Genomic DNA, 12,626 nt, shown 5'->3' on the forward strand with positions numbered 1-12,626 from the left:
GTGATCCCGCTGGGTGGGATGTATGGGTGGGGCCTCATGCTGCTGCCCAAGCTCGAATCCGCTCGAACCGGGTAGCTTCTGCTGGAATGGGCTCACGCGATACCGGGTGGGGGTATGTGGACAGCAGCCAACGCTAGTGGCGCGAAAGGTTATGGTATAACATAAATCATCGCGGTACTGGCCTTTGGCCTTGCCGCGCATTTGTCTGCCACACAACAACCCACGCCCGACTCAGGACTCTCCATGCGATTCCCCCAAGCATCGTTTGCCATTTTCACGGCAATGTTCACACCTGACCTTGTCGCCGGACAGACCGGCACCTCGACCATCACGCTCGGTGACGTGAACATCACCCAGACCGCTGGCGTAGCCTTGAGCACCGAAAACGTGCTGACCTCGGTCGACGTTCTTGGCAGCGACCAGGTGCGCGACAAGAACGTGATGAACAGCTGGCAGCTGTTGGGGCAGATGCCAGGCATCCAGTTGACCGAAACCGGCCAAGGTGCAGAGTCTGGCAAGGTCAGTTTCCGTGCGTTCAACGGCGAGGGCTACATCAACGGCATCAAGACGTTGATCGATGGCGTGCCAAGCAACGTCAACAGCGGCAACCAGCGCTTCATCGACATGATTTTCCCGTTGGACATCGAATACATCGAGGTGGTGCGCGGTACCAACGACCCGCGTTATGGGCTGCACAACATCGGTGGCAACATCAACTTTGCCACACGCCAGGGCGGCAACTATGTCGATAGCCGGGTGACCTACGGCAGCTTCGATACCCGTGAAGTGCAGTTGGCAGTCGGCCACGAGGAGGGCAACTTCGCCCAGAACTACATGCTCGCCAAGCAAGACAGCAACGGCTACCGCGACCACAGCAACTCGAACAAATATGCGTTGGGCGGCAAATGGTTTGTCAACAACGATGACCAGACCTTCCGTGTCGGGCTGATTGCCCGGCTTTATCATCACCAAGCCCAGGAGCCGGGCTTCCTCACCCGTGACCAACTGCACGCCAGCCGCACCCAGTCACCTGCCAAGAACGGCAATGATGGTGACGACCGCGACATGAAGCAGGTGAGTTTGCACAGTGACTGGCAGCTGGCCGATGACCTTAGCTTGAGCAGCAAGCTGTACTACAACAGCTACAACGATGACCGCACTGTCACTTTCACCGATTACCGGCCTGGCAACGCACCTCGCCAGCGACGCCAGTGGGACGAGCAGCAGCGCGGCATGCTCAGCAACCTCACCTGGCGCGCCAACGAGTTGCTGACGCTCGATGGCGGCATCAACTACGAAGAGCAGGACAACCTGTACCGTCGCCTGCGCTACAACTACGGTGTGCCAACCGACTTCGACGCGCCGCCGGCGCGCGTGCAAAATGACGACGCTTACACCCTGCGCAATATCGGCGGGTACGTGCAGGCGGTCATTCAGCCTACCGATGCGCTGAAGATCATCCCTGCCATGCGGGTGGATAAATTCTCCGGCAACACCGAGGTGCTCGGCGGCGCCAAGGCATCCCTGCAGGACTATGGCTGGATCCGCCAACCGAAACTCAGCGTGATCTACAGCCTCACCCCCGAAATCGACGTTTACGCCAATTGGGGGCGCACCTTCCAGGTACTCACCGGATCGGCGGAACCGGCTTACCTGCTGCCCGGGCAAGCCTCGTACGACCCGTCCATCAACACGGGCAAGGAGGTTGGGGTGAAATTCCAGCCGTTCCCGGGTGCCCAGGCGCGGCTTGCGCTGTGGCAGCAGGATGCGACCGATGAAGTCGCGAACATGCCCAGCACCGGTACCACGGTGGGGCTCGGCGAAACTCGCCGCCGTGGCGTGGACATGCAGATCAGCGCACAGCTGGATGAACAGTGGACGGTCTGGGCGTCCCACGCGGTTCAGGAGGCGAAAGTGGTCAAGGGCCTGGCTGCCAACGGCCAGTCGCTGTCAGGAAAAGAAGTGTTTTCCACCCCTCGCTACATCAGCAATGTGGGCGTCGAGTACCGCTACAATGACGACTGGAAGTTCGGCGCGCAGGGGCGGGCACAGGGTAGCTACTACATCGATGAGCTCAACGAGCAGGGTAAGTACGGTGGCTTCGTGGTCGTGGATGCCAGCGTGAGTTACCGGATCACCCCGTCCACCAGCGTGGATCTGCAGGTGAAGAACTTGCTGGGCCGCGAATATGAATATGTCTGGTACGACAACTTCTTCTGGGGCGGCAACGACCAGCCCATGTTCTCGCCCGCCCCAGGCCGTTCGGCATTCGTGTCGTTGAACATGAGCCTGTAACAGGCTGGCCGTGCCACAGGCGAGCGTCTGCTCGCCTGCTCGGGGCCACCGTGGCCAGCCCGCTTTGCCATCAGAAGTCGAACGTCACACCGGCATAGAGTGCGCGCCCGTCACCGGGGGCGTGCAGCGAAGCGTGCGCCCCATCCGGGTCGTACCAGGCGTACTCGTAATAGCGGTTGGTCAGGTTTTTCAGCTGCAGGTCCACGCTCATCGACGCACTGACCTGGTAGGTTGCCCCCAGGTTCAGCAACACGTAGCCACCGTAGGTGCCTTGGGTGTTCTCGCGCTCCAGGTAGTAGTGGGTCTGGCCGTTTGCCCAGGCGCTCAGTTGCAGGGCAGGCGTAGCCTGGTAGTTGATGCCGGTATTCCACAGGTGGTGCGGCACATGGTCGATCTCTTTGCCTTTGCTGCCAGGCAAGGCGCTGCTCGGCTCAAGGATCTTCGAATATTGCCATGAGTACGACATCCACATCTCGGTGCGTTCGCTCGGGTGCAGGTTGACCTGCAGGTCGTAGCCCCAGCGCCGTGTCTCACCAACATTGTCCGACTCCCCGCTGGGGTCGTTCAGGCGACGGCTCACTTCGCCAGAGGCGTCCTGACGCCAGTAGGCGAGGCGGCCATCGACCCAGCTGGCCGGGGTGAACTTGATGCCGGTTTCCCAGCCTTCGTTGATCGAAGGGGCCAGGTCCTCATTGCGCGGCGGCACCTTGTAGGCTGCGGCGCCGGTCCCGACCTGGAAGGTGCGGCCCCAGTTGGCGTAGACGCTGGCAAACTTCCAGGGCGAATAGACAATGCTGAGCTTGGGCTGCTTGATCAGCCCGTAGTCGTTGATGTCGTAGTCCTGCCCGGTCATCTTGTTGGTGAAGTCACCGCTGATCTTGTCCACCCGGTAGGCCGGCACGATCTTCAACGATGGGAGCGGCTCGATCTCCGCCTGCACGTAGGCACCGACCGTGTTGAAGGCGAAGTCCTGGTCGCGTGTCTGCGCCTGGCGTACACGCTGCACGGTGCGATAGCGCTCGCTGCGGTTCTGTTGCTTTTGCACATCGCTGCCACCTTCCAGCGCGAAGGCGTGCAGCCAGTCCACCTGTGGCCGCCAGGTCAACGAGGTAATGGCACCGTACTGGTCTTCGTAGGTGTCTCGTTCCTGTTGCGAGCTGGTACGCCAGTATTGAGTCCAGCGACGATCGTCGAAGGTATTGAGGTAGGTCTTGGCTGACCATGAAAGGGTGTCGGCCAGGTCGGTATCGAAGTGTACGCTGACTTGGTTCATCCGCCGCGTCCCCTTGTCCGTGGCGTTGTAGTCATTGCTCATGCGCGGATGATGGCGGGCGTCATCCTCGGTCAGGTAGCCCCCCTCCTGAGCTTCTGACTCGTAGTGACGGGCAATCAGACCAAGGCGGTAGCTGCCATCGTCGGGGGTGTAGAACCACTTGCCGCCGAAGCTGTAGCGCTCGGTATCGGCATGGTTACGGTAGCCATCAACCTGCTGGCGAGCGAAGAAGTAGTTCTGCGTCCAATTGCTGGTCTCGATGCCCTTGGCCAGTTGCACCTCACGCGTATTGAAGCTGCCATAGCGCAGGCGCGCCTTGTTGTAGTTGCCCCCGGTGCGGGTGTGGATATTGACGTTACCGGCGATGTTGTTGAGGCCGTAGCGTGGATCGCTGGTACCACGCACCACCTCGATGCTGTCGATGTCCATGGGAAACACCGAGTCGATGAAGGGCATATTGCCGTCGTTGGTGTTGCTGGGGATGCCATCGATCAGCAACTTCACGGCGTTCACTTCGCCTTCGCCATTGAAGCCGCGAAACGACAGCTTGCCCGAGGTGGTGCCCTGGTTGAATTCGGTCAGCAACACCCCGGGCGCGCGCCTGAACAGCTCCCAACTGTAGGCCACCGGCATTTTCTCGAGGATGTCGCCGCCCAGGATATCCACCGAGCTGAGCACGCTGCTGGTGGCCAGCGGGCCGCTTTCGGTACTGGTCACGTTGACCGCGCCAAGGGTGAGGGTGGAGTTTTCAGCAGGCAGTGTTTCGGCCACGGCGAGTGTCAGGGGGCTGAGGCTGAACAAAGCGAGCACGGGCAAGGCAGCACGTGCGGTACAACGGAACGCAGGCATGGAAAGTTTCCTGGCTAGACAGTCGGGCAGGGCTGCACACCGCAGGTCACGGGGCAGCTGTTGGCAATCAGCGACGGGTCAGGCCAGGGGAGAGGCGCGGGGGTTGAGCTTTGGCCACTGCTCACGCGGCAGTGGCAACCTGTGGCTGTCACCGAGCAGAAGCGCATCGGGCCAGAACCGCGGGAACAGGTGGCGATAGTAGTCGCTGGCCAGCAGGCTATGCCCGGCATGGCCACAGCAGCAGTCGCCCGCCTGGTGTTTCGTGTCCGGCTGTTCATCGAGTTGTGGCAACTCGGCCTTGAGCTGGGCCAGCAGTGACTTGGGCAGGCTCTGTGCACCGTGCAGGCTGCAAAAGCTACCGAGAATCAGGGATTGGCTGTCGACGCGGGGTGTTTGCAAGGCACGGTCAAGCGGCATCGCCAGCAGGTTGAACAGCACGGCGAAGCAGGCGAACAGACAGAGATGCGCACGCGCTCTTGAAAGCATGAATCACCCATGAAAACGTCGCGCGCATTAAGCCGTATCGGTGACGGGCAGTTCAAGTTCCGTGACGCGCTATTTTGTCGCATGCGCTAATGACCGCTGTCGTGTCTGGCGCCATTACAGAACTTGCGCAGGGCTGGAGCTCATTGTCATTTGGGTTTGAACTTGAACCGCGTTAGGATTCTCTAACTAGCACCCCACCCACTTCGGAGTAAGTACATGTCGCGTCTGGCAGAGTTTCGTCAGCTTGAACAAAAACTGGCCCAGCAATTGGCTGAACTTGAAGCGCTCAAAGGCTCGTCCGAGCTGCAAAAAGAAATCGAGTTTGAGACAAAACTACGCGACCTGCTCGCCGAATATGGATACAGCCTGCGGGACATCATCAATTTGCTCGATCCGCAGGCCAACCGTCAGTCAGCACCTGCTGCCACAGCGAAAGCACCGCGTCGTGCCCGACAGGTCAAGCAATACAAGAACCCGCACTCTGGCGAAGTTATCGAGACCAAAGGCGGCAATCACCGCCAGTTGAAAGAGTGGAAGCAGCAATACGGCGCTGATGAAGTCGAAAGTTGGGTCGCCCGCTAACTCGTACCGCGCACAACTGATCAAGTGGGGCCGCTTTGTGCCCCATCGCCGGCAAGCCAGCTCCCACGGGGATCGCATCAGGGCTGACAGGTGTTTGCCACAAGGTATGCAGCGCCTGTTAGAGCGAGCGCCGCCCGCGCGGCGCATCGCGAGCTGCGCTCGCTCCTACGTTTGTTTCGGGCCAATTATTCCTGTGGGATTTGCGCGCGAACGCCTTGGCGCATGCCTCAAAATCGCGTCGTACGAACAAGGCGGCCGCGCGCATCTGGCACAGGGGTTACTGGCCCGAAACAAACGTAGGAGCGAGCGCAGCTCGCGATGCGCCGCGCGGGCGGCGTTCGATCTCACAGGCGCTGAAGATGCTCCGGCTACCCTTGCCAGGAACCATAGAATCTCCCACAGGAACAGCACAGCCCTCAAGCATTGCACGGTCCTGTAGGAGCTGGCTCGCCGGCGATTGGCTGCGCAGCAGCCCCATTGGGTGTTACTCACACTCAAGTGAACGTCCCGCTAGCGAAGGTTCTCTGCTGCCTGGCGTTTGTGCCGATTTTCCAGGGTCAGCTTCCCAGCGAGATACAAGCCCATTACAATCGCGATGAATTCCTATTCTCGTTTTCGCGTGGGTAACAAGATGTCCGGATCGGTCACGGAAACGACGCACCATCAACACCTGCACAGACTGTATCGGGATCACAATACGTGGCTACGCGGCTGGTTGCGCGAACGTTTGAGTAATTCGGCGGATGCTGCCGATCTCGCCCAGGACACGTTCGTACGGGTAATGGTCGCGCGCACCGCCCATTCGCTGCAGCAACCGCGTCATTACCTGGCGACCATCGCGCGCGGGTTGGTCATCGACCTGTATCGCCGCCGCAGCCTGGAGCAGGCGTACCTGCAAGCATTGGCGTCCAGGCCGGACGTTCATGCGCCCTGTGCCGAAACCCGGGCAATCATTCTGGAAAGCCTGCTGGCCATAGACCGCATGCTCGACGGCCTGGGGCTGCGTACACGGCAAATATTCCTTGCTGTGCAACTGGATGGGCTGACGTATGAGAAGACCGCCGAGCGTTTCAATGTGTCGGTCAGCACCGTGCGCAAGCACCTGGCCAAGGGCCTGATGCACTGCCTGTTGATGGATGGCGAATGAACCAGGTACTGGCCCAGGCGGTTGAATGGCATGTTCGCCTCAATGACAGCAGCGCCACCCAGGCCACCCGCGCGCAATGGCAGGCCTGGCTGGATGCCGACCCCGTGCATGCACAAGCCTGGCAGCGTGTAGAGCGGTTGCAACAACGTTTGAGCCTGGCACCCGCTGGCGTGGTCTCCACCACCATCGAGCAGGCACGCCAGCATAGAAGGGCGGTACTCAAACAGCTGGCCGTGCTGCTTGGGGTCGGTGCAACCGGCTGGGCAGGCTACCGGGCTTCGCCCTTTGCAGCCGACTACAGCACGGGCGTCGGCCAACGGCAGCGACTGACGCTGGCCGATGGCAGTGTACTGGTGCTGGATACCGCCACGCGGGTGGATGTGCTGTTCGATGCCCAGCAACGGCTGATCGTGTTGCGCCAAGGTGCCATTCTGGTCGATACCGCAAAAGATCCTCGCGCCCTGAGCGTGCAGACTGCGCAGGGGCGTGTCGAGGCGCTCGGCACCCGATTCACGGTGCGTCAGGACGATGGCACTACCCGGGTTGCCGTGCAAGCGCATGCCGTGCGGGTCAGGCCGCAACTGGGCCTCGGCCAGGCACTGCGCGCTGAAGCGGGGCAGGCCGTGAGCTTCAGCGCAACCACCATAGGCCCCCTGCAGCCAGCGCCAGAACAGGGCTCTGCGTGGGCGCGCGGCATGCTGGTTGCCGTGGACTGGCGCCTGGATGCGGTACTGGCCGAGCTCTCCCGCTATCGCCACGGTGTGCTGAGCTGCTCGCCTGATATCGCCGGCCTGCGGCTCTCCGGCACTTTTCTGCTCGACGATACCGAGGGCGCGCTGGCCAACCTGGAGGCCTCACTGCCGGTTCGGGTCCGCCGCCTGACCCGTTACTGGGTAAGGCTGGAACGCCAGGCGGCATGACGGTGAATTTTTCTGCATAGAGGGGTAACAGATTTTCATTCCTGTTTCGGCTCTACCTGCATGTGCGCATCAGACGCACCCATTGCCAACGCTGACAGGAAACTTTTCATGCAAGTACGCCCCCTCTTTTCTGGCCTTTGCGGCCAACCCACAGCACGGGCTCTGTGCTTTGCTGGCGCCGTACTGGCGGTAACGCCTGCCTGGGCCAAGCCGATCGACTATGACATCCCCGCAGGCACGTTGGCCGCCACCTTGAGTCAGCTCGCTGCCGCCAGCGGCGTAATGATCACCTTCAGCTCGGAACAAACAGCGGGCTTGAGCTCGCCAGGGCTGCACGGTAGCTACGAGGTGGAGCAAGGTTTCGCCCACGTGCTTCAGGGCAGCGGGTTGCGCATTGTGCAGGCTGGCGAAAAACGGTTCGTACTCGCCAGCATGGAAGCCGGCGGGGCCCTGCAGCTGGGCGCTACCACCATCGATGCAGCAGGCCTGGGCGCCATCACGGAAGGGACCGGCGCCTACACCACGGGTGCCACCAACGCCGCCACCAAGCTTGCCTTGTCATTGCGCGAAACCCCGCAAACGGTCAGCGTGATGACACGCCAGCGCATGGAAGACCAGCAACTCACCACACTGAGCGATGTGCTGAAACAGACGCCAGGCCTTTCCGTGCAGAACATCGACAGTGAACGCGTGAACATCTATTCGCGTGGGTATGCCCTGGACAGTTACCAGTTCGATGGCATCCCGACCACCTTGATCGTGCAAACCAGCGCAAGCCCGCAGAGCCTGATCGATACCTCGGTCTATGACCGGGTCGAAATCGTCAGGGGCGCCACCGGTTTGATGACCGGTGCCGGCGAACCCTCTGGCAGTGTCAACCTGGTCCGCAAGCGGCCAACCGCCGGGTTCCAGGGCTCGGTCAGTGCCGGCGCAGGCTCGTGGGATACGTATCGCACCGAGGTGGATGTGTCTGGCCCGCTGACCACCGATGCGCGCTTGCGCGGCCGCGCCGTCATGGCTTACCAGCAGGGCAACAGCTTCATTGACCACTACCAGCAGGAGAAACAAACGTATTACAGCATTCTGGAAGCTGACCTCACCGACAGTACGCTGCTGACAGTCGGTTTCGACTACCAGAAGAATGACCCGCGTGGCGTATCCTTCGCCAGCTTCCCGTTGTTCTACAGCGACGGCGGGCAGACTGACTTCCCACGCTCCATCAACGCCGGGGCACGCTGGAGCTATCGCCAGCAGAACACGCTCAATACCTTCGCGACCCTTGAGCACGGCCTGGCCAACGACTGGAAACTGAAGCTGGCCGTGAACAACATGTACAGCACCCGGGACTATTCGCTGGCTTCGCTCAGTGGTGGGGCACCTGACCGTGAAACAGGTGAGGGCGCCTACCTTTACGGGGGAGATGGCTATGGCTCCCAGCGGCAATTGGGTCTGGACGCCATGGCCCAGGGGCCGTTCCAGTTCCTGGGCCGCGAGCATGAACTGGTATTGGGCCTGAGTGCTTCGCAGTTTAACGACTACAGCGACCCGGACGATGACGACCTGGAGATGCGCCCGGCCAATATCCATAGCTGGGACAACGACACCGAGCGGCCGACATCGGTCGGTAAACTGATGAATGACGACACCACGATTCGCCAGGATGCGGCGTACATGGTGGCACGCTTCAAGCCGGCGGACGATCTGTCGCTGATTGTCGGTGCCCGTGTCGGTGACTACAGCTACAAGAAGAAAGCCATCTACAACCCGCCTTACACGCGTTCGTCCAGCACTGCCGAAAGCCGTGAAAGCGGCTTCATAACGCCTTATGCCGGGGTGGTGTATGATCTCAATGACATTCATTCGGTGTACGCCAGCTACACGACGATCTACAAGCCCCAAGCCCTACGAGAGCAAAACGGCAGGAACCTGGAGCCGAGGGAAGGGGACAACTACGAAGTTGGCCTGAAAAGCGAGTTCTTCGACGGCCGCGTCAACACGGCCATTGCCCTTTATGAAATAAAACAGGACAACCTGGGGGTTCCCACGGGCGAAACCGTGGAAGGCACGGTGCGCGAGTCGGCCTACCGCGCGGTGGCCGGCGCGAAAACGCGCGGTATCGACATGGAAATCTTTGGCGAAGTGCTCCCGGACTGGAATGTCAGCGCAAGCTACAGCCATAGCGTTACCAAGGATGCCGACCATGAGCGCATCAGAACCGAAGCACCGGCTAACCTGATAAAGCTCTGGACGACCTACCGTCTTCAAGGGGACCTGAACCCATTGACTATCGGCGGTGGCCTGAACTGGCAAAGTGGCATGAGCCTGACGACGAGCCAGGGCAAGGCGACGCAGGAACAGTATGCCGTGTTCAACGTGATGGCGCGTTATGACATCACCCGGCAGCTGAGCGCTTCTGTCAACGTCAACAACGTGTTCGACAAGCAGTATTTCAGCGCCCTGGACCCGACCTTCTTCACCGGCTACTACGGTGAGCCACGCAATGTCATGTTCAGCACCCGGTACGCTTTTTAACGCGGGGAGGGTGCAGGCCCGCCGACGCCTCAGGCCAGCCTTTGCAGATAGCCCGGCGCGTCAGGTTCTTGAGCCTGGCGATCCTGCTGAACTGGTCGGCTATCCAGGTGTTCAGCGTGCTGGGCACGTCGGTGATCGTGAGTGTTCACAAGCTGTCGTTCGAGAACTCCTTGTGGATCCTGGTGTTGTCCAACCTGGTGGGCTTCATCGGCTACCTGGTTCACGGTTGGCTGGGTGACCGAATTGGCCGGCGCCATTGTGCATGCCATGGGGCCGATCGGCGCCATCGTCGCCGGGCTAGGGATTACCAGCGTGTTGTCCACTGGCGGTGAATGGCACAGCGCGGCGCTCGGGTTCGGCGCGCTGCCTTGCTTCCTGTCGGGCTTGATCATGCTTGCCGCCCGGCATGTCGAACCTCTTTCAGTCAAATAACCAGGAGTTGCCGGGGAAGGCGGCGCACTGGTGGCCATTTCGTCGATTGCCGGTGGCGTGTATGGCTGGCAGGACCACGCGCATTACGCAGCGGCCAAGGCTGGGGTGCCCGGGCTGTGCCGCTCCCTGGCGGTGGAATTTGCCCCCAGGGGCATCCGTTTTGAAACCCCGCTGGTGAAGGGGATCAGCCAGGCGTGGAAGGTTGCCAAGGCCAAGGAGCTGCCGTTGGGCCGCTTCGGCAAGGCTGAAGAAGTGGCACGGATCGCCGTGCTGTTGGCGAGCGAGCCTGGCGGCAACCTGTTCGTCGGGCAAACCCTTAACCCCAATCCCGGCGATGTAATGCCTTGAGGTGAGCCATGTGTGGGCAGCCGCACCACGGCGGCGCCCAGGTGTGTGCACTGGAGTACGACATACCGCTGGACTGGCTCGCCTTCGGGGTTTGGTTGTCGATGCTGCTAAGATGCCACGGAGACCGAATTCTGCGGGTCGAAGGGATCTTGAATGTGATCGATGCTGAACAACCTATCGTCATTCACGGCGTACAGCACTGCCTGCATCCGCCTGTGCATCTTCGCCAGTGGCCAGGGCAGGCGCGGCGCTCGCGCCTGGTGCACATCGACAGTGTCTGGTCGCCTGCCTTGATGCAGCTGCACCGCGAAGGCATTCAGTACCGCCAGGCCGTGCCCAGGGAGAGTTATCGTGGCTGGTTAGGTGGCCTGTCGTTGTCCCGTGCCGTTGAGGGTGGGGTGAAAGATGCGGCCTATGCCTACCTGAACTGGTGGTTGGCAGGTTGGCCAGGCCCGATGATGGCCCGGCAAGGGTCCTACATTTCCAATCCACTGCGCGCGCGCGATCACCTGTCGGCGGCTGAGTGGGATTACTGGTACGAGGGCAAGCCAGCCCGCGAGCAGTTGCTGGGCAGTGATGGCGAACCGCTGATCGAGCCTGGGCAACTACGCGAAGGGGGCGCCTACGCCGAGCGTGTGGGCCGTATCAGGGTCTGGAACTCGGTGATGGATGAGCATAATTACCTGGTGCGCAAGTGGGCTGATTTTTTGCGGGCGGGTAGATGAGCCGGTCGCAGACCGGCGCCAAATACCCACGCACGCCGGACGGGCGCTATTTCGTCGTCAACGGCCAGCTCTGGCGCTGCAGCAACCCTGCGCTTGCAGACGAAGCGCGCCAGCACCTGGTGGGCGCGTTGATGGAGGCGCGGCGGGCCGTGAAGCAGGCAAAAGCCTGCGACGATGCAGCCGCTTTGAAGCGGGCCAGGGCAGCGGTCAATGATGCCAAGGTTGCATTAGGCGAGCGTGGGCCGGTGTGGTGGGATGACGGTAGCCCTGATTACAACCGCTACAAGGCTACCAACACCCCTTATGCTGCCTGGTACAACCGGCTGGTGGCGCAGCCGTGAAGGCCTTTCACCGTGCGGCCAGGGCCGCGAACGTTGCCAGCGTTCAGCGCCGAACCGATCTGATACGGAGCCTAGCGCCTGCCGGCGCTCGGTGAACTTTTACCAAGGTGGACGACTAGATGCTTTTCGTGGTGCTGCTTGGGGGCAAACACCCCCAGGCAAAGATTGAGGTTCACGACATTGTGTTTGCGGCCGCGGATACGCTGGAGCAGGCATACCCGCAACTACGGGGCGGTTGGTTTGGCAGCCCCAAAGGCGTGCACATCGATGCCTGGATGGCGGTCGATGGGGTAGACGACTGGCGCATCGAGCTCAGCCCGCTGGCGCCTTCTGCTGAATCCCTGCGGCTCTATTTCATCAACCTGGGCGGGTACGACGCCCAGGCTTTTGGCGAGGCGCACGAGTATCTGCTGGTGGTCGCGAAGGACAAACGAGAGGCCATGGCGAAGGGCAAGAAACAGGCCATGGCGCATTGGTCGCAAGCTCACAATGATGCAGTGCTGGATGTCGACGACTGCCTGCCCATTGACCAGGTGGGCGGGCGTTTCGTGCACCTTGTCGAGGGGCCGCATGCCGGGTTACGCCGACGGAATCAATACATTGTCCTTTGATAACGGTCGCGGCAGTCAGCTTGCTGGTAGAGGCATGGTCAAGCTCGTTGTAAGCAGCAGCGGGTCACGGATGACCATCGTTTCA

The 12,626-nt window shown here is 61.1% G+C and carries 9 protein-coding genes and 3 pseudogenes; 10 read left to right on the plus strand and 2 right to left on the minus strand.

Annotation, left to right across the window (positions count from 1 at the left end; all coding sequences use genetic code 11):
* The first annotated feature begins 243 nt into the window (after positions 1 to 243).
* Positions 244 to 2,295 carry a TonB-dependent receptor gene (locus L1P09_RS12290; protein WP_054906189.1) on the plus strand — a complete coding sequence of 684 codons (2,052 nt, stop codon included), beginning with the start codon at positions 244 to 246 and terminating at the stop codon, positions 2,293 to 2,295.
* Positions 2,296 to 2,365: 70 nt separating this feature from the next.
* Here the strand turns inward: L1P09_RS12290 and L1P09_RS12295 are convergent, their stop codons facing one another.
* Entirely contained in the window at positions 2,366 to 4,417 is a 2,052-nt protein-coding gene (locus tag L1P09_RS12295) for a TonB-dependent receptor (protein WP_235768904.1), read from the minus strand.
* Between the two features lie 78 nt (positions 4,418 to 4,495).
* Positions 4,496 to 4,903, minus strand: coding sequence for a DUF2946 family protein (locus tag L1P09_RS12300; RefSeq protein WP_009684831.1), 408 nt, complete (start codon positions 4,901 to 4,903; stop codon positions 4,496 to 4,498).
* Between the two features lie 216 nt (positions 4,904 to 5,119).
* Here L1P09_RS12300 and L1P09_RS12305 point away from each other — a divergent pair, with 216 nt between their 5' ends.
* The 9 genes and pseudogenes from L1P09_RS12305 (at position 5,120) to L1P09_RS12345 (ending at position 12,541) form a co-directional block, all read left to right on the plus strand.
* Complete coding sequence (locus L1P09_RS12305) at positions 5,120 to 5,485, plus strand: histone-like nucleoid-structuring protein, MvaT/MvaU family (RefSeq protein ID WP_009684832.1); 366 nt, start codon at positions 5,120 to 5,122, stop codon at positions 5,483 to 5,485.
* A 631-nt stretch (positions 5,486 to 6,116) separates the two neighbouring features.
* Positions 6,117 to 6,632, plus strand: coding sequence for a sigma-70 family RNA polymerase sigma factor (locus tag L1P09_RS12310; RefSeq protein WP_054906103.1), 516 nt, complete (start codon positions 6,117 to 6,119; stop codon positions 6,630 to 6,632).
* On the plus strand, positions 6,629 to 7,552 hold the full coding sequence (locus tag L1P09_RS12315) for a FecR domain-containing protein (protein ID WP_110676434.1): 924 nt from the start codon (positions 6,629 to 6,631) through the stop codon (positions 7,550 to 7,552). Before L1P09_RS12310 ends, L1P09_RS12315 begins: the two co-directional genes overlap by 4 nt.
* 108 nt (positions 7,553 to 7,660) lie before the next feature.
* Positions 7,661 to 10,084: a TonB-dependent siderophore receptor gene (locus tag L1P09_RS12320; protein ID WP_192440015.1), complete on the plus strand. Its 2,424-nt coding sequence runs from the start codon at positions 7,661 to 7,663 to the stop codon at positions 10,082 to 10,084.
* A gap of 53 nt (positions 10,085 to 10,137) precedes the next feature.
* Positions 10,138 to 10,516 (plus strand): annotated as a pseudogene (locus tag L1P09_RS12325) (MFS transporter); the annotation flags it as partial.
* Between the two features lie 6 nt (positions 10,517 to 10,522).
* Positions 10,523 to 10,864, plus strand: a pseudogene (locus tag L1P09_RS12330) (SDR family oxidoreductase); the annotation flags it as partial.
* Between the two features lie 26 nt (positions 10,865 to 10,890).
* A pseudogene (locus L1P09_RS12335) lies at positions 10,891 to 11,589 on the plus strand (GTP-binding protein); the annotation flags it as partial.
* A complete protein-coding gene (locus L1P09_RS12340) occupies positions 11,586 to 11,930 on the plus strand; it encodes a hypothetical protein (protein WP_054906098.1) in 345 nt (114 codons plus the stop codon). The pseudogene L1P09_RS12335 and the gene L1P09_RS12340, both read left to right, overlap by 4 nt.
* 119 nt (positions 11,931 to 12,049) lie before the next feature.
* Entirely contained in the window at positions 12,050 to 12,541 is a 492-nt protein-coding gene (locus L1P09_RS12345) for a DUF1543 domain-containing protein (RefSeq protein ID WP_192440016.1), read from the plus strand.
* The last annotated feature ends 85 nt before the right edge of the window (positions 12,542 to 12,626 follow it).

This window comes from Pseudomonas juntendi, assembly GCF_021560075.1.
GTDB lineage: Bacteria > Pseudomonadota > Gammaproteobacteria > Pseudomonadales > Pseudomonadaceae > Aquipseudomonas > Aquipseudomonas juntendi.